The organism is Acinetobacter sp. AOR12_HL, assembly GCF_027855275.1.
Classification (GTDB): Bacteria; Pseudomonadota; Gammaproteobacteria; order Pseudomonadales; family Moraxellaceae; genus Acinetobacter; species Acinetobacter baumannii.
Genome location: NZ_JAKTIJ010000009.1, coordinates 37,875 through 55,851, shown reverse-complemented (window position 1 = coordinate 55,851; position 17,977 = coordinate 37,875). Strand labels below are relative to the sequence as shown.

11 protein-coding genes, 2 tRNA genes, 3 rRNA genes and 1 pseudogene are annotated in these 17,977 nt (G+C 40.1%); 7 read left to right on the top strand and 10 right to left on the bottom strand.

Annotated features, from left to right (window positions below; all coding sequences use genetic code 11):
- Window positions 1–8: 8 nt before the first annotated feature.
- From rrf to MKL36_RS03100, 7 genes are all read right to left on the bottom strand, one after another.
- Window positions 9–123, bottom strand: a 5S ribosomal RNA gene (gene rrf, locus MKL36_RS03130).
- Window positions 124–307: 184 nt separating this feature from the next.
- A 23S ribosomal RNA gene (locus MKL36_RS03125) occupies window positions 308–3,200 on the bottom strand.
- Window positions 3,201–3,540: 340 nt separating this feature from the next.
- A tRNA-Ala gene (locus MKL36_RS03120) sits at window positions 3,541–3,616 on the bottom strand.
- Window positions 3,617–3,671: 55 nt separating this feature from the next.
- Window positions 3,672–3,748 (bottom strand) — tRNA-Ile (locus tag MKL36_RS03115).
- A 59-nt stretch (window positions 3,749–3,807) separates the two neighbouring features.
- Window positions 3,808–5,344 (bottom strand): 16S ribosomal RNA (locus MKL36_RS03110).
- Together the 16S, 23S and 5S rRNA genes with 2 tRNA genes alongside form the textbook arrangement of a ribosomal RNA operon.
- 391 nt (window positions 5,345–5,735) lie before the next feature.
- Entirely contained in the window at window positions 5,736–6,293 is a 558-nt protein-coding gene (locus MKL36_RS03105; protein WP_021510889.1) for a peptidylprolyl isomerase, read from the bottom strand.
- Window positions 6,294–6,436: 143 nt separating this feature from the next.
- The gene (locus MKL36_RS03100) at window positions 6,437–7,507 is read right to left on the bottom strand and encodes an alpha/beta hydrolase (RefSeq protein ID WP_000123591.1); all 1,071 of its coding nucleotides are present in this window, start codon (window positions 7,505–7,507) and stop codon (window positions 6,437–6,439) included.
- A gap of 210 nt (window positions 7,508–7,717) precedes the next feature.
- Between MKL36_RS03100 and MKL36_RS03095 the strand changes: the two genes are divergently transcribed.
- Entirely contained in the window at window positions 7,718–8,044 is a 327-nt protein-coding gene (locus tag MKL36_RS03095) for a hypothetical protein (RefSeq protein ID WP_001274778.1), read from the top strand.
- A gap of 173 nt (window positions 8,045–8,217) precedes the next feature.
- Here the strand turns inward: MKL36_RS03095 and MKL36_RS03090 are convergent, their stop codons facing one another.
- Together MKL36_RS03090 and MKL36_RS03085 are read right to left on the bottom strand one after the other, a co-directional pair.
- Entirely contained in the window at window positions 8,218–8,448 is a 231-nt protein-coding gene (locus MKL36_RS03090) for a hypothetical protein (RefSeq protein ID WP_000733015.1), read from the bottom strand.
- A 391-nt stretch (window positions 8,449–8,839) separates the two neighbouring features.
- Window positions 8,840–9,706: an MBL fold metallo-hydrolase gene (locus MKL36_RS03085; RefSeq protein ID WP_021510890.1), complete on the bottom strand. Its 867-nt coding sequence runs from the start codon at window positions 9,704–9,706 to the stop codon at window positions 8,840–8,842.
- 107 nt (window positions 9,707–9,813) lie between these two features.
- On the opposite strand from MKL36_RS03085, the pseudogene MKL36_RS03080 reads away from it, so the two are divergent.
- From MKL36_RS03080 to MKL36_RS03055, 6 genes and pseudogenes are all read left to right on the top strand, one after another.
- Window positions 9,814–10,742 (top strand): annotated as a pseudogene (locus tag MKL36_RS03080) (LysR family transcriptional regulator).
- A gap of 128 nt (window positions 10,743–10,870) precedes the next feature.
- Window positions 10,871–11,425, top strand: a complete 555-nt coding sequence (gene grpE, locus MKL36_RS03075) for a nucleotide exchange factor GrpE (RefSeq protein WP_001262789.1) — start codon at window positions 10,871–10,873, stop codon at window positions 11,423–11,425.
- Window positions 11,426–11,578: 153 nt separating this feature from the next.
- Window positions 11,579–13,519 (top strand): molecular chaperone DnaK, encoded by a 1,941-nt coding sequence (gene dnaK / locus MKL36_RS03070; protein ID WP_001062605.1) that lies wholly within the window; start codon window positions 11,579–11,581, stop codon window positions 13,517–13,519.
- Between the two features lie 330 nt (window positions 13,520–13,849).
- Window positions 13,850–14,767 (top strand): matrixin family metalloprotease, encoded by a 918-nt coding sequence (locus MKL36_RS03065; protein ID WP_021510891.1) that lies wholly within the window; start codon window positions 13,850–13,852, stop codon window positions 14,765–14,767.
- A gap of 81 nt (window positions 14,768–14,848) precedes the next feature.
- Window positions 14,849–15,859, top strand: a complete 1,011-nt coding sequence (locus MKL36_RS03060) for a M57 family metalloprotease (protein WP_021510892.1) — start codon at window positions 14,849–14,851, stop codon at window positions 15,857–15,859.
- Between the two features lie 101 nt (window positions 15,860–15,960).
- Window positions 15,961–16,347, top strand: coding sequence for a hypothetical protein (locus MKL36_RS03055; protein ID WP_001985173.1), 387 nt, complete (start codon window positions 15,961–15,963; stop codon window positions 16,345–16,347).
- Window positions 16,348–16,396: 49 nt separating this feature from the next.
- Here the strand turns inward: MKL36_RS03055 and MKL36_RS03050 are convergent, their stop codons facing one another.
- Window positions 16,397–17,689, bottom strand: a complete 1,293-nt coding sequence (locus MKL36_RS03050) for a lytic murein transglycosylase (RefSeq protein ID WP_021510893.1) — start codon at window positions 17,687–17,689, stop codon at window positions 16,397–16,399.
- Between the last annotated feature and the right edge of the window lie 288 nt (window positions 17,690–17,977).

Here is a 17,977-nt window from a genome sequence, read left to right as displayed (position 1 = left end):
GAATAATGAGCTGGCGATGACTTACTCTCACATGGGTAATCCCACACTACCATCAGCGCTAAGAGGTTTCACTTCTGAGTTCGGGAAGGGATCAGGTGGTTCACTCTTGCTATGGTCGCCAGCACAACTGTTTATGGATACTTGCTTGGGTCTTATTTGATGCCGAAGCGTTTTCCAAATCTGTAACAGACTGGGCTGATTGAATCTTACTTTACTTGTTCATTTTAGCTAGAGGTATAACTAAATCAAGTTGTCTTGCATATTTAAGAATCGATTGATGCTTCATATACAACTGCTTGGGTGTTGTATAGTCAAGCCTCACGAGCAATTAGTATTGGTCAGCTTCACATATCACTATGCTTCCACATCCAACCTATCAACGTCCTAGTCTCGAACGGCTCTTTAGAGGACATAAAGTCCTAGGGAAATCTTATCTTGAGGTAGGCTTCCCGCTTAGATGCTTTCAGCGGTTATCCCTTCCGAACATAGCTACCCGGCGATGCGACTGGCGTCACAACCGGTACACCAGAGGTTCGTCCACTCTGGTCCTCTCGTACTAGGAGCAGATCCTCTCAAATTTCCAGCGCCCACGGTAGATAGGGACCGAACTGTCTCACGACGTTCTAAACCCAGCTCGCGTACCTCTTTAAATGGCGAACAGCCATACCCTTGGGACCTGCTTCAGCCCCAGGATGAGATGAGCCGACATCGAGGTGCCAAACACCGCCGTCGATATGAACTCTTGGGCGGTATCAGCCTGTTATCCCCAGAGTACCTTTTATCCGTTGAGCGATGGCCCTTCCATACAGAACCACCGGATCACTAAGACCTACTTTCGTACCTGCTCGACTTGTGGGTCTCGCAGTTAAGCGCGCTTTTGCCTTTATACTCTACGCGTGATTTCCGACCACGCTGAGCGCACCTTCGTACTCCTCCGTTACTCTTTAGGAGGAGACCGCCCCAGTCAAACTACCCACCAGACACGGTCCTCGTCCCGGATCACGGGACAGAGTTAGAACCTCAACATTACCAGGGTGGTATTTCAAGGACGGCTCCACTGGAACTAGCGTTCCAGCTTCAAAGCCTCCCACCTATCCTACACAAGTAAGGTCAAAGTTCAGTGTCAAGCTGCAGTAAAGGTTCACGGGGTCTTTCCGTCTAGCCGCGGGTACACTGCATCTTCACAGCGATTTCGATTTCACTGAGCCTCTGCTGGAGACAGCGCCGCCATCATTATGCCATTCGTGCAGGTCGGAACTTACCCGACAAGGAATTTCGCTACCTTAGGACCGTTATAGTTACGGCCGCCGTTTACTGGGGCTTCGATCAAGAGCTTCGCTTACGCTAACCCCATCAATTAACCTTCCAGCACCGGGCAGGCATCACACCCTATACGTCCACTTTCGTGTTTGCAGAGTGCTATGTTTTTAATAAACAGTTGCAGCGGCCTGGTTTCTGCGGCTGTCGTCAGCTCAGGAAGCGAGTTCCATCACCAACAACAGCGTACCTTCTCCCGAAGTTACGGTACCATTTTGCCTAGTTCCTTCAGCAGAGTTCTCTCAAGCGCCTTGGTCTACTCGACCTGACCACCTGTGTCGGTTTCGGGTACGATTCCTGTGTAACTGAAGCTTAGAGACTTTTCCTGGAAGCATGGCATCAACCACTTCGCTGTACAAGTACAGCTTGCTATCAGATCTCAGCATAGAGTACCCCGGATTTGCCTAAGATACATGCCTACATCCTTTCACCTGGACAACCAACGCCAGGCTGATTTAGCCTTCTCCGTCCTCTCATCGCATTACACAGAAGTAATGGAATATTAACCATTTTCCCATCGACTACGCCTTTCGGCCTCGCCTTAGGGGTCGACTCACCCAGCCCCGATTAACGTTGGACTGGAACCCTTGGTCTTTCGGCGAACGGGTTTTTCACCCGTTTTGTCGTTACTCACGTCAGCATTCGCACTTCTGATACCTCCAGCATGCTTCTCAACACACCTTCATCGGCTTACAGAACGCTCCCCTACCACGTATACAAAGTATACATCCGCAGCTTCGGCACATAGTTTTAGCCCCGTTACATCTTCCGCGCAGGCCGACTCGACTAGTGAGCTATTACGCTTTCTTTAAAGGGTGGCTGCTTCTAAGCCAACCTCCTAGCTGTCTATGCCTTCCCACATCGTTTCCCACTTAACTATGATTTTGGGGCCTTAGCTGGCGGTCTGGATTGTTTTCCTCTTGACTACGGACGTTAGCACCCGCAGTCTGTCTCCCGGATAGTACTCATAGGTATTCGGAGTTTGCATCGGTTTGGTAAGTCGGGATGACCCCCTAGCCGAAACAGTGCTCTACCCCCTATGGTATTCGTCCGAGGCGCTACCTAAATAGCTTTCGGGGAGAACCAGCTATCACCAGGCTTGATTAGCCTTTCACCCCTATCCACAAGTCATCCCCTGGCTTTTCAACGACAGTGGGTTCGGTCCTCCAGTTAGTGTTACCCAACCTTCAACCTGCTCATGGATAGATCGCCTGGTTTCGGGTCTATACCCAGCAACTAAACGCCCTATTAAGACTCGATTTCTCTACGGCTCCCCTATACGGTTAACCTCGCTACTGAATATAAGTCGCTGACCCATTATACAAAAGGTACGCAGTCACACCACGAAGGTGCTCCCACTGCTTGTATGCATGCGGTTTCAGGATCTATTTCACTCCCCTCACAGGGGTTCTTTTCGCCTTTCCCTCACGGTACTGGTTCACTATCGGTCAGTCAGGAGTATTTAGCCTTGGAGGATGGTCCCCCCATATTCAGACAAGGTTTCACGTGCCTCGCCCTACTCGTCATCATTATGTGTGCCCTTTCGTGTACGGGAATATCACCCTCTACGTTCGCACTTCCCAGAGCGTTCCACTAAAACACACATAACTTAATGGGCTGATCCCCGTTCGCTCGCCGCTACTGAGGGAATCTCAATTGATTTCTTTTCCTAAGGGTACTGAGATGTTTCACTTCCCCTCGTTCGCCTTGCAACACTATGTATTCATGTTGCAATACCTACCTTAAAGTAGGTGGGTTCCCCCATTCAGACATCTCCGGATCAAAGGATATTTGCCGCCTCCCCGGAGCTTTTCGCAGGCTATCACGTCTTTCATCGCCTCTGACTGCCAAGGCATCCACCACATGCACTTAATTACTTGACTATACAACCCCAAACAGTCGATGTTACCTACAAGTTAGTAACTTCAACATTTCAGTTTAGAGCACTGTGCACTTAAGCACCGTACAGCTTCAATCTAAATTCACATACCAAAACGCTTGATTCAGTTAATTTGCTAGTTCTCAATTCATCTAGATTAATTGCTTAACCTAAACTCTTGAGTGAACAATTTATTTCAGACTCAATTTTGCCAATCTGTTAATGAGTTAATGTGTCTTCGTCAGATCACACTAATTACCGTGATAATGAAATCACAGAAGTTAATAAACCAAGATCTCAATCTTTATTTACTAATTTCTGTAATCCGAACTTATCTTAAGTTCTGGTGGAGACTAGGAGAGTCGAACTCCTGACCTCCTGCGTGCAAAGCAGGCGCTCTACCAACTAAGCTAAGTCCCCAGCTTACATCATCAATCATGTATCTTTTATCTATAACTTCAACCAGTCAAAGTCATGGTGGGTCTGACAAGACTTGAACTTGTGACCCCACGCTTATCAAGCGTGTGCTCTAACCAACTGAGCTACAGACCCTCAGATACATCTATGAAGAACAACTTGTTGTGGATTCTTACCAATCGTCAATCTTTCGTTAAGGAGGTGATCCAGCCGCAGGTTCCCCTACGGCTACCTTGTTACGACTTCACCCCAGTCATCGGCCACACCGTGGTAACCGCCCTCTTTGCAGTTAGGCTAGCTACTTCTGGTGCAACAAACTCCCATGGTGTGACGGGCGGTGTGTACAAGGCCCGGGAACGTATTCACCGCGGCATTCTGATCCGCGATTACTAGCGATTCCGACTTCATGGAGTCGAGTTGCAGACTCCAATCCGGACTACGATCGGCTTTTTGAGATTAGCATCACATCGCTGTGTAGCAACCCTTTGTACCGACCATTGTAGCACGTGTGTAGCCCTGGCCGTAAGGGCCATGATGACTTGACGTCGTCCCCGCCTTCCTCCAGTTTGTCACTGGCAGTATCCTTAAAGTTCCCATCCGAAATGCTGGCAAGTAAGGAAAAGGGTTGCGCTCGTTGCGGGACTTAACCCAACATCTCACGACACGAGCTGACGACAGCCATGCAGCACCTGTATCTAGATTCCCGAAGGCACCAATCCATCTCTGGAAAGTTTCTAGTATGTCAAGGCCAGGTAAGGTTCTTCGCGTTGCATCGAATTAAACCACATGCTCCACCGCTTGTGCGGGCCCCCGTCAATTCATTTGAGTTTTAGTCTTGCGACCGTACTCCCCAGGCGGTCTACTTATCGCGTTAGCTGCGCCACTAAAGCCTCAAAGGCCCCAACGGCTAGTAGACATCGTTTACGGCATGGACTACCAGGGTATCTAATCCTGTTTGCTCCCCATGCTTTCGTACCTCAGCGTCAGTATTAGGCCAGATGGCTGCCTTCGCCATCGGTATTCCTCCAGATCTCTACGCATTTCACCGCTACACCTGGAATTCTACCATCCTCTCCCATACTCTAGCTCACCAGTATCGAATGCAATTCCCAAGTTAAGCTCGGGGATTTCACATCCGACTTAATAAGCCGCCTACGCACGCTTTACGCCCAGTAAATCCGATTAACGCTCGCACCCTCTGTATTACCGCGGCTGCTGGCACAGAGTTAGCCGGTGCTTATTCTGCGAGTAACGTCCACTATCCCTAGGTATTAACTAGAGTAGCCTCCTCCTCGCTTAAAGTGCTTTACAACCATAAGGCCTTCTTCACACACGCGGCATGGCTGGATCAGGGTTCCCCCCATTGTCCAATATTCCCCACTGCTGCCTCCCGTAGGAGTCTGGGCCGTGTCTCAGTCCCAGTGTGGCGGATCATCCTCTCAGACCCGCTACAGATCGTCGCCTTGGTAGGCCTTTACCCCACCAACTAGCTAATCCGACTTAGGCTCATCTATTAGCGCAAGGTCCGAAGATCCCCTGCTTTCTCCCGTAGGACGTATGCGGTATTAGCATCCCTTTCGAGATGTTGTCCCCCACTAATAGGCAGATTCCTAAGCATTACTCACCCGTCCGCCGCTAGGTCCAGTAGCAAGCTACCTTCCCCCGCTCGACTTGCATGTGTTAAGCCTGCCGCCAGCGTTCAATCTGAGCCATGATCAAACTCTTCAGTTAAAATCATTTTGCACCTTATTTATAGACAAGGTGCCAATTCTGGCTCATCAATTACTGACTTAAATTTCGCTCAAATAAACTTCGAGTAATTTAAACCAATCAATCAATGAAAATTATTTCGATTAATCAATCAGTAAAAATCCACACAAGTTGTTCTTCAATTCTCTTAATGATTTTTCTGCTCCTCATCAGAGACAGAATTCAACGCAATACAAAACCTTCATCTTAACCCTGTAAGCTAAGATATTTTCGTGTATCGCGTCGGGATGAGTGCATTATAGGGAAAAAAAACCGGTACGCAAGCACTTTTATAAATATGCGCGCTCGACCGGTTCTTTTTCAGCCAAATAAAATCTTGAAAATAATTAAATAACTGATTTATATGGTTAATTTATTTTTTAGAATTTTTGATTTTTATATCTACTATCTTTATAGGCTGTTTTGGTACGTTTTGATGCATGCCATAGTTTGATGTAGGAGCCTGAACAATACGGTCAACTACATCCATTCCTTTGACCACTTTACCAAAAACGGCATATCCGGGATTTCCTGGTGAACGGTTAAGAAAGTTATTGTCTGCAACATTTATAAAAAACTGGCTAGTTGCTGAATCAGGATTTGAAGTACGGGCCATCGCCAAAGTACCCCGTGTATTTGCAATACCATTTCCTGCTTCGTTTTTAATAGGTGCTCGTGTTGTCTTTTCCTGCATGTTCGCAGTCATTCCGCCACCTTGAGCCATAAATCCTGGAATGACACGGTGAAAGATGGTCTCTTTATAAAAACCAGATTTTATATAGCCTTTAAAGTTATTCACACTCATTGGTGCTTTATCATCGTATAACTCTATTTCGATGTTGCCTAAATTTGTTTGCATCTCAACTAAGGTATTCGCCCACAGTGAGTGACTACTTACTCCTAAACACAACAACATCAGTAATTTTTTCATATTGCCCTACAACAACTTTATAAATAATTAACCGTTAAATCTAATCGCCTACGGCAAACAATTCTAGTGAGTATTTATTAATAGCTTTATATAGCTTTTATATTAATCCACGTTCCACGTGAAACATGGATTAATCAGCTTAGTTAACTATTTTTATCCCAAAACTTTCTAAAGTTTTTACTAATTTCGATCGTATAACGTTTTGCTTTTCTAGAAATCGGAGTCAGATTAATAAAGCCATGGGTCTGATCCGGAAATTCTTCATAATGCATTTTCACGCCATTTTGTCTTAACTTATGACTATATATTTTAGCTTCATCATGTAAGACATCATGCCCCGCTGTAATTACAAAAGCGGGCGGGTTTTTCTTTAAATTGCCATAGGTAGGTGAAATTATTGGATCATCAAGTTCTACATTATGATAAGTTGCATAATATTGTGTGACATAGTCAATATCAGTATTTGTTAAGACTAACCCTTCGTTATAAGCATAAAATGAAGGATGTCTACTTTTGAAGTCGACTGTAGGATAAATCAATAATTGTGCCTGCGGAGCATAAGCTTTATTTACTGATCTTTGCGCTACAACAGTACTAATATTTCCACCAGCACTATCCCCTGCGACAGCAATTCTACTTTTTAATATTTTTAATTGTCTGCGGTTTTGATAAACCCAAGCTAATGCATCTTCACACGATTGAATTAAATGTTGAGGTGAAACTTCAGGTGCTAAAGGATAGTCGATACTGAGCACTTGTACTTTTGCATATTTTGCTAATAAGCGACAAACCTCATCATGAGTATCTAAACCACCTACAACAAAACCACCTCCATGATAGAACACGATCAATGGCAATTTTTTGTTAGGGGCAGGATGATAATGTCTAGCAAAGATAGTCCCGCTTTGTAGAGGTAAGCGAATATCTTCTACTAACTCAATATCAGTTGGTTTTTGGCGTATGGCCTGCATTTGTGCATCGAATGCTCTTCTTGATTCAATTGGGTCTGAACCAATAAATCCCACTCTCCCCTGTTTAATTTGCACAGCCATCATGCATTTCGTAAATGAATCGAGATCTGGATATTGATAAGAGTATCCTAAAATTTTAGCGAGAGACTCTTGAGCTAGTCGAGGTAACCTATCAAGTGCTCGAGCAGCAGGACCTTGCCCCTTATCTAGCAATGTTTGAATTTTTTGATTAAATGCTGTCATGCCTGTCTCCTTGAATCCCTCTTATCCTTCATATTTTCTACAGAATTCTTTGTTGTTTGACTATATTCGCATACAACTCATGCAATCAAGATACAAAGGTAAAAACCAATCTACGCTAATCTGATTTATAGCAAATGTCATTAACAAATCTGTCGTTTAAAACAGGACTTTTTTGCCAATTATTGTTAACAGACAAAAAGAGGTACTGCTATGTCAGCAAAACTAGTTGTTACTTTGTTAGCAACCAGTCTTTTAACTGTAGGCTGTGTTGCTTATACAGATGATCCTTATTATCGCGGTGGTTATGGTTACCATGATCATGACGACGATCGTTATGACCGTAACGATGGACGTCGATATAGTGAGTGGGAACGCAAACGTTGGGAAGAGCGTAAAAGATTATATGAACAACAACGCAAAGATATTCGTGAACAGCAAAAGGACCGTCGTGAATGGGAAAAACGACACCGTGAATGGGAGAAGAAACGCTTAGAAGACCGAGATCATGATCATAGAGATTATCGTCATGATGACTAAACATACTACTTCTATATAAAAAGCCCCAAAGCAATAAGTCTCTTGGGGCTTTTTTGAGGAATATAAATTCTCTCTAATTTATAGAAAAATGAGTAGCAGCTCATTTCATATATGTATCGGCATCTTGAACATATACGTTCTATAAACTCATATCTCTTATTTTTAGCAGCAAATTACTGAGCAGTTGCAGAACCTGAAACTGAACCAGAAGCGCCAGCATCAACTTGACCTGGTTGAGCTTGACCAGAAACACCTGCATCTACACCAACACCAGCTTGTACGCCAGATGGGCTAGCACTTGTTTGAGCAGAACCAGAAGCGTTTAAACCAGCTTCTGATGCACAACCAACAGCTGTAAATGCAACACCAGCAAGTACTACAGAGATAAGACCTAATTTTTTCATGATAGCTTTCCTTTCATTACGACAAACATTTAAATGCAAAGTTCATCTTCGCGCTGCCTATAATTCACAATTTTTTTTCTCAACGTGCGTATCATTGGTTGTCTTTTGTAGTAATAGCGGTACAAATTCTGCAATTTTTTATTAAAATTACTTTCTTAAATCAACTATATTATTTTATAAATGAAACTATAGATAAGCATTTGTTTAATTTTATCAATTTTTTATTTTTTCTCTATTTGACAGATATATTCAAAATATTTCCCTTTATAGAAACGCAATACAAGTTGCGTAGATTGTTACAGAGCTTTTTGACTTTTAAAATCGATTTTTCTGTAAGAAAGCCGTGAATTGTCACGGCTTTCTTGAAAGTTAATAGGGCTTAAACGCTAGATTATGGCCACTGCATTTCACCTTTTACCACTTTAGCGCCGAGCTCTAAGCTATCAACACTTTGAAGCGTTGGGTATTGCTTCTGCATGAGCTTGCTCAGCTCAGTAGCATTTTTAGTTGCTTTAGCTGCTTTTTCATAACTATTTAAATAGTTAATCGAAAAGTTAACAGCATCTAAACCTTGTGGAGCTCCCTCAACCATATGAGCAGGTACAACAATTTTAGGTTGTAGTGCTTTGATGCTTTCTAAAGATTGAATGACTTCCACACGATCTTTGGTTTTAGGTGTATCTGCCATCCATAAATGAATACCTGAAGATACCGGAATACCACCCACAACTGCTTTTGCAGAAGGAACCCATAAATAAGTAAGCTCTTTTTTACCTTTAATCTCGATTGACTCATTCTCAAGTTTTAAAGTTTTAGCAGTGTAAGCTTGAGGCACAATAATCTGGCTAGGTGCATTTGCGCCCATTTGTGGCCCCCAATATTTAACTTTAAGCGCTTGAGTATCCTGAATATGCTTTACTGTTTCCGGCGTAGCAATGATCTGTACATTCGGGAAATACTGTTTAAATACATCTAAGCCGAAATAATAGTCCGGGTCGCCATAGCTTACGAAAATAGTTTTTAATGTTTTACCGCTATCGAGAATATTTGCAGTAATACGTAATGCTTCAGATTTTGAGAATTGTGCATTAACCAGTAAAACCTCTTTGTCGCCTTCTATTAAGGTTGAGGTGACACCAAAGTGCTCTGGTTTAGCCAGAAAACTCTGAATTTTCAGATCTTGAGCAAAAGCTGACTGAGCCATAGTTAATGCTGTAGCAGTAGCAAGTGCGGAAGCGGATAATTTAAATAATTTCATTAGGTATTCTCCTGTTTCATGAAGAACACTTTAAATTGCAATTTATGTAAGATAAACGCACTAATTTAAGATAAACTGTTGCATATATTGTAATAATAGCTAGACATATGGATACTTTAAAAGCCATTCAGGTCTTTGTTTCTATTGCACAACACGGTAATTTAACTAAAGCCGCAGAGCATCTTAATTATTCTCGTGCAATGGTTTCGCGTTATCTTGAGCACCTTGAACATACGTTCTCAACTCGACTATTTCAGAGAAATACCCGAAAAATATCTCTTACACCCGCAGGTGAAAAAGCCCTGCTCTACTGCGAAAATATTTTACAGCAGCAACAACTTTTACAAGAACTCGCAGCACCTGAACAACACAACGGTACAATCCGTTTTACATGCGGATTATTTCTATTTGAACTTGGGGTTGCGGAATGTATTCGGCAATTTAAGAGACAGCATCCTCATATTCAGTTTGATGTGTACCTGACTGAAAGCACGATGGATCTTATAGATGCACAAGTGGACTTGGCACTACGCATTACTCAAAAAGTCGCAGATGGTTTAATTGCACGGCCAGTTTGTCAAATCGAATCCGTTTTCTGTGCTCATCCTGATTATTTAAAACAGCACAGTCCCCTACTCCATCCTCGTCAACTCATTCAACATGAATGTATTGCACATCATAGCCAACATCAATTCTGGACACTTTTTGATAATGAGCAACAACCTCAGAACTATCCTCTAAATGTCACTTTTAAAAGTAATGATGTGAATGCACTTTACGATATGTGCTTACATGCACAGGGAGTCGCAATGTTGCCTACATTATTAGTTGAGAAAGATTTAAAAGAAAAACGCTTAAAAGCTTTATTTAAAAATTTTACGGCCCCCGAGTTAAGTTTGTCGGTCGTGTATGCTTCTAGACAACATTTACCCCGAATCACTCAAGAATTTATAGCTTTTATGATCGAAAATTTAGATTTTTACTTAAAACCGCAAAATTAAAAGCTTTAAATTGCCGTGTACGCTTGAATTTTTAGGCAATGCCCATACTTCATCCCTATTAATGAATTACAGCATATGCATGGCAGTTCAGGTTTTACACAGTAAATACTGATGCCAAAAAGGACTGTACATGTTTAAAAACCCATTTAAACGGAGATCATCAATGGCTAATGAGCAAAACGAGCAAGCTCAAGACATTCAAAATGAGCAAGTTGAGCAATCTAACGAGCAAACTCAGGCTGAAGGTGTAGAGCAAGCAAACGACGTTACCGTTGAATCTTTACAAGCGCAAATCACTAAACTAGAAGAAAATCTTAAGCTTGAAAAAGCTCGTACTGCCAATGCAGTTTACGAAGCACAAAAAAGTGTAGAGCGTATTCAGCGTGAGTCTGAGAAGCATAAAGAGACTGTGCTTGAGAAATTTGCAAAAGAATTGTTGGACTCTGTCGACAATTTAGAACGCGCAATTCAGGCAGCTGGCGATGAAGAAACGCCTGTACTTGAAGGTGTTAAGTTAACCTTAAAGTCACTTTTAACGACTCTTGAGAAATTTGGCGTTGTAGAAGCTGATACTCAAAATGGTTTCAACGCAGATTTACACCAAGCTGTTGGCATTGATCCAAATGCAAAAGCAAATGAAATCGGTACCGTTTTACAAAAAGGCTATACCTTAAATGGCCGCTTATTGCGCCCTGCTATGGTTATGGTTGGTCAATAAAATGAGCAAAAGCAAAGCATCTCTTTGCTAAAAGCCCAAGAATTTGAGAGTTTTTTGATTTTTTTTCATAAAAATGCTTGAAAAAAACCGATTGACTCTCATATCGAATAACAAGCAAAAACATTGCAACAGAATTTTAGAGGAACACACCAAATGGCAAAAATTATTGGTATTGACTTAGGTACTACCAACTCATGTGTTGCTGTACTTGAAGGCGATAAAGTAAAAGTAATCGAAAACGCAGAAGGCGCACGTACAACTCCATCGATCATTGCGTATAAAGATGGAGAGATCTTAGTGGGCCAAAGCGCTAAGCGTCAGGCAGTAACAAACCCTAAAAATACATTATTCGCGATCAAGCGTTTAATTGGTCGTCGTTATGAAGATCAAGCAGTACAAAAAGACATCGGTCTTGTACCTTATAAAATCATCAAAGCAGACAACGGTGATGCTTGGGTTGAAGTAAACGATAAAAAACTAGCACCTCAACAGATCTCTGCTGAAATCTTGAAAAAGATGAAAAAAACTGCAGAAGATTATTTAGGTGAAACAGTAACTGAAGCGGTAATTACCGTCCCTGCTTACTTTAACGATGCTCAACGTCAAGCAACTAAAGATGCGGGTAAAATCGCTGGTTTAGATGTTAAACGTATCATTAACGAACCAACTGCTGCTGCACTTGCGTTCGGTATGGACAAAAAAGAAGGCGACCGTAAAGTTGCAGTTTATGACTTAGGTGGTGGTACATTCGACGTATCTATCATTGAAATCGCGGACCTTGATGGTGACCAACAAATTGAAGTGTTATCAACTAACGGTGATACTTTCCTTGGTGGTGAAGACTTCGATAACGCGTTAATTGAATACTTGGTTGAAGAATTCAAGAAAGAACAAAACGTAAACTTGAAAAACGATCCACTTGCGTTACAACGTTTGAAAGAAGCTGCTGAAAAAGCAAAAATCGAGCTTTCTTCTTCGAATGCAACTGAAATCAACCTTCCATACATCACTGCTGATGCGACTGGTCCTAAACACTTAGTGATCAACGTAACTCGTGCAAAACTTGAAGGTTTAGTTGCTGATTTAGTTGCTCGTACTATCGAACCTTGTAAGATTGCTCTTAAAGATGCTGGTCTTTCGACTTCTGACATCTCTGACGTCATCTTAGTTGGTGGTCAGTCTCGTATGCCACTTGTACAACAAAAAGTACAAGAATTCTTCGGTAGAGAGCCACGTAAAGACGTGAACCCTGACGAAGCAGTTGCAATCGGTGCTGCAATTCAAGGTGCTGTATTGTCTGGTGACAAGAACGACGTATTGCTTCTTGACGTAACACCATTAACTTTAGGTATTGAAACAATGGGTGGTGTATTAACACCAATCATTGAGAAAAACACAACGATTCCTGCGAAGAAATCACAAGTGTTCTCTACTGCTGCTGATAACCAACCAGCGGTCGATATTTCAGTTTACCAAGGTGAACGTAAGATGGCTCAACAAAACAAATTGTTGGGTAACTTCCAGTTAGGTGACATCCCACCTGCTCCACGTGGTGTGCCACAAATTGAAGTATCTTTCGATATTAACGCTGACGGTATCTTGAAAGTGTCTGCAAAAGACAAGAGCACTGGTAAAGAGCAATCGATCCAGATTAAGGCAAACTCAGGTTTATCTGATGCTGAAATCGAAGCGATGATTAAAGATGCAGAAGCAAATGCTGAAGAAGACCGTAAGTTTGAAGAACTTGCAAAAGCTCGTAACGAAGCTGATGCATTAATTTCAAGCTCAAACAAAGCTGTTAAAGATCTTGGTGACAAAGTGACTGAAGATGAAAAAACAGCGGTAAATACAGCAGTTTCTGAACTTGAAGCAGCAACAAAAGAAAATGATGTTGAAGCAATCAAAGCGAAAACTGAAGCTTTACAAAACATCTTAATGCCGATCACTCAACGTGCTTATGAACAAGCGCAACAAGCTGGCGGTGCTGAAGGTTTCGACCCAAATGCATTCCAAGGTGGTGATGCTGGTCAACAAAAAGCAGACGATGGCGTTGTAGATGCTGAGTTCACTGAAGTAAAAGATGACAAAAAATAATTTGTCTCTTTAAAAAAGACCGCGCGAAGGCGCGGTCTTTTATTATTTACAAAAAATAACAATAATATTTTTTATATATTTTCATAAACTTAATGGGCAAAATAGCCAATCATAAAAATTAACTATTTATTATTTATAGATATTTTAAAAAATTAAAATCACTGTTATGAAATCCATTAATTTTTCCATTAATGCCAAACACATGTATTTATTTATTCTCTTTCTTTAGCAAGATCACAAAACAATCGCTATCTCTGGTCATTTTTATCACTTTGACGAATAAGGATTACATCCTAACAATAAGAATTTATTTATATTTTTATTTTTGCCATGAAAAAATTTCTATGGTGGGGAATAAGTTTATACTTCAGTATAAGCTTACAGGTAGCTGCTTTTGCTCAAAGCAATTTATCAAATATTTCTTTTAATCAGCCTTTAAAATATAGGATGGATTATATAGATCCACGTTTTAAATTAACGAAAGAACAATTTATTCAAATTGGTAAAGAAGCAGCTGAAATTTGGCAAAAAGAAACTGGGAAAACCTATTTTATTTATGATTCTCAAGCAGAGCTTACTATTAATTTAGTATTGGACAACCAACAAGCTACTCAAAATGAAAGAAAAAATAGTATAAATGAGCTATTAAAGCAGCAGGAAGAATGGAGAGAGAAAAATAAAGCTATTCTTTTATTTAAACAACAAATTGATCAGGAAACCTCTCTTTTGAATAAAGAAAAAGAGAATCTTAATTATAAATTCGAACAATATCAAAAAGATGTATCTCTTTTTAATCAAGGAAACTACGGGCAATTTACTCAAAGCAGTTTAAACAAACGCCGAGCTGAGTTAAGTCAGCTTTCGTTAGAATTACAAACAAAGTTTTCTCAACATAGCAATAAAATAGAAATGCTTAATAGACAAATTAAGCAAATAAATCAACAACAAAACCTGCTTAATCAATCTATTGAGCAATTTAATTTGAGCACGACTTCTGGCTCAAAGACTTTTCATAAAGGCTTGTTTAGTCAAAACCAAATTCAGATTTATGGCTTTACTTCATTCGATGATCTGCGCCTAACACTTGCTCATGAGTTTGGACATGCATTAGGTTTAAAACATACCGATGATCCTAAATCTTTGATGTATCCTCTTTTAAGAGAGCAGGATATTCATAACTTCAAATTAACAAATTCAGATTTAGATCTATTGGCTACATTATATGGTTCAGATGACGAAAATCATTAAAACTAACTGATTAAATAAACTAAATAAAATAAAAACTATTCAATTTTTACTAAAAAATAATTTGGCATTTGGTAAAAAATAATGAGACAAAAGTCTCATTATTTTGTCGAAATTGTATATTTTTTGATTGATTTTTCATTTTATATTCTTATAATACGTTTTTTTTCAAATCTCCCCCCTTTGATTATGCGTTTAACTTCTTTGTTATTAGGCATGGCCTTTGCTTTTTCTAATTTTCAGGCTAATGCTAATCTTGCGACTCCCCTACACACCCAAGTTCAGCAAAAAAATGTTCAACATTTGACATATAAAATTGCTGAAGTTGACCCTCGTTTTGGTTTAAGTCAAGAGCAATTGATCCAGATTACACAGCAAGCTGCTGATATTTGGAAAGAAGGTACAGGTAAAAATTACTTTACTTATGACCCAAATGCAAAGTTAGAAATTCGTCTTGTATACGATGACAGCCAAAATCGTTCAGCAGAGCGTCAAAAAATCGCTTCTCAGTTCAAACAAGACCAACAACGTGTAATTGATGAGCAACAACAAATTAAACAGTTGAAGCAAAATTTAAGTCAAACTCAATCGGATCTTGAAAATAAAAAACAGATCTTAAATGAGAAATTGAAGAATTTTGATCAACAGATGATGCAGTTTAAGGAAGGAAAATTAGCACCTGAATACACTGCAAAATCACTTTCGAAAACTCAGAAAGATTTACAGAAACAGACAGTTGCTTTAAAGAAAGATATTGCTGCTTATAATCAGCAAGCTGCAGACTTAAATAAAAAGGTTACTCACTTTAACCAGATTAATGATGAATTCAATCAATCATTAAATCAGTTTAAGCAAAATGCCCAAGCTGATGTATTTAAGAAAGGTATTTATAACGGTAAACAAATCATGATCTATGAATATAGTTCTATTGATGATTTACGTTTAACAATTGCTCATGAATTAGGCCATGCACTTGGCTTAAAACATAGTGATCAACCGGGTGCTTTAATGTACTCAGTTCGAAAAGATAGCGATAAAAAAAGTAATATTTTAACTGATGCTGATCGTGATCTATTAAGCGCTTTACCTCAATAATTAGATACTGAACTCATACGATGTATCTATTTTATAAATAGATACATCGAAATTCATGTCAAAGTCATGTTATTGTGGTTATAAGAGCCGTCTAAAATAGAATGGAGATCAAGATGAGTTATTATCATATCCTGATTGAAGTAAATGATCACATTAGTACGATTGAGCAAACTCGAGATATCGAACTATTTGATATTATTGAACTTAAACCTTATCTTCATTCTATTTTATTACCTTACTTCAATGAGCAAGAAATTGAGCTTGAAGATGAAAATATTGAATATAAAGATATTTTACATCTGGAAGTTAAGCAGACATTATTGCCTATCGAGCACCTAATTGAAGAAGAACAAAAGCAGCTACCAAGTGATACAGATGTCACAATTACTGCTTATGAAATCTTTAATGACCGTGATTTAAGCCAAGATGTCACCTCAGTTATTTTTGATATATTGGAAGCAGTTAAGTTAGATCAATCTATAGTTTAGCTGTTCAATAAAAAAGGTCTGCATATGCAGACCTTTTTTATTTAATATTTTATTGCATCATTTTTCGTGCTTGTTCTTGGCGGAATGCACGTAAAATTTGTTGCCCTGCCCGTCCTGTTGGATTTAAACCTAAACGGGTTTGCTCCTGACGAATAGCAACACGGGTTTTATCGCCAATCAATCCATCAACAGCACCAATATCATAGCCACGATTAATCAAAAATTGCTGAATTTCACGACGCTCTGCACGTGAAGTACCAGGATCATCAGTTGGCCAAGAGCTAACAAATGGACCTACTCCTCTTAAGCGATCAGACAAATGTGCAATTGCAAGCCCGTAACTTTCCGCAGCGTTGTAACTATAAATAGCATCAAAATTCTTAAATACTAAAAATACTGGTCCACTTGGTCCTGCTGGAGCCATTAAACCGGCTGGCGTACTACCAGACAAAGGACCTTGTATTAGTGGCGAACCATCAATCCGTGTTACTCCTCGCGCACTCCAACTGCTTAATGGTTTTTTCGAGCGTCGTCCTTCTCCATCAATTGACATGCCTGCTGGAATTTGAACTTCAAAACCCCAAGGCATACCCGTCTGCCAACCTGCTTTATTCAAGAAATTAGCCGTTGATGCCAATGCATCTGCAGTACTCGATACTAAATCGCGTCGGCCATCTCCATCAAAATCAACCGCTAAGCGTTCATAAGTTGATGGCATAAATTGAGTATGACCAAATGCTCCTGCCCATGAACCTTTAAGTTGATCTTCAGTTAAGTCACCACGCTGTAAAATACGCATTGTGGCAAAAAACTCGGTACGAAAATAACTTTGTCGGCGCCCTTCACAACTTAAAGTCCCAAGAGCTTGTAATAAAGGATATTTTCCAGAAATATCACCAAAATTACTTTCAACACCCCATACCGCTACAATGGTTTCAGCAGGCACACCGTACACTTGAGAAGCACGATTTAAAACATCCCGGTGTTGTGCAAGTTTTTGTTTTCCAAGTGCAACACGTTCTTCATCTACCAGACCAGACAAATAATCCCAAATCGGTGTCGAAAACTCTGGTTGGTAATTTAACTTATCAATCACCGAGTAATCTGGTGTTAAATTTTGCGTATAGCGATCATAAGTGCTACCTGAAACACCAGCAGCAATAGCCTGTGAACGTAAATTTGCCAAACAGCTCTGGAAATTATTATTAGGCGTATAAGTATCACTATTCGTTACTGGAACAGTCGCATTACTAGATATTGTAGAACCATTAATTACCAGCTCTGCTTGAGCCTGGGTCATCGCCAAAAATACAGACCCAACAATACAAGAAAAACGTCGCATATTATCCTAGTTCAATTTTTAAATTTAAATTTGTAAGTACCATACCATTATGGACTCAAATTTTTCAGAGAGAAATCGTAAATTTGAATTCATAATTACTTCTTTAAATTCATTTTCGGAGTTTTAAATTCAAATTTCTCTCTCTATTTTTGAATTTAAAACTTTCCTCACAAGATGAATTAATTTTTAAATTCAAAATCTGCCCTATAATTTAAATTCAAAAACTTCATTTTAAATTTAAAAATCCAAGCCCAACCCACTTGTGGATAACTCATAAAACCACACATC

What these genes read in the sequence shown, in the direction of transcription:
- MKL36_RS03100 (WP_000123591.1), bottom strand. Translation starts at nt 7,507, where the DNA reads ATGACAGCATTTAATCAAAAAATTCAAACATTGCTAGATAAGGGGCAA.
- MKL36_RS03105 (WP_021510889.1), bottom strand. Translation starts at nt 6,293, where the DNA reads ATGAAAAAATTACTGATGTTGTTGTGTTTAGGAGTAAGTAGTCACTCA.
- MKL36_RS03095 (WP_001274778.1), top strand. Translation starts at nt 7,718, where the DNA reads ATGTCAGCAAAACTAGTTGTTACTTTGTTAGCAACCAGTCTTTTAACT.
- MKL36_RS03060 (WP_021510892.1), top strand. Translation starts at nt 14,849, where the DNA reads ATGAGACAAAAGTCTCATTATTTTGTCGAAATTGTATATTTTTTGATT.
- MKL36_RS03055 (WP_001985173.1), top strand. Translation starts at nt 15,961, where the DNA reads ATGGAGATCAAGATGAGTTATTATCATATCCTGATTGAAGTAAATGAT.
- dnaK (WP_001062605.1), top strand. Translation starts at nt 11,579, where the DNA reads ATGGCAAAAATTATTGGTATTGACTTAGGTACTACCAACTCATGTGTT.
- MKL36_RS03090 (WP_000733015.1), bottom strand. Translation starts at nt 8,448, where the DNA reads ATGAAAAAATTAGGTCTTATCTCTGTAGTACTTGCTGGTGTTGCATTT.
- MKL36_RS03065 (WP_021510891.1), top strand. Translation starts at nt 13,850, where the DNA reads ATGAAAAAATTTCTATGGTGGGGAATAAGTTTATACTTCAGTATAAGC.
- MKL36_RS03050 (WP_021510893.1), bottom strand. Translation starts at nt 17,689, where the DNA reads ATGCGACGTTTTTCTTGTATTGTTGGGTCTGTATTTTTGGCGATGACC.
- grpE (WP_001262789.1), top strand. Translation starts at nt 10,871, where the DNA reads ATGGCTAATGAGCAAAACGAGCAAGCTCAAGACATTCAAAATGAGCAA.
- MKL36_RS03085 (WP_021510890.1), bottom strand. Translation starts at nt 9,706, where the DNA reads ATGAAATTATTTAAATTATCCGCTTCCGCACTTGCTACTGCTACAGCA.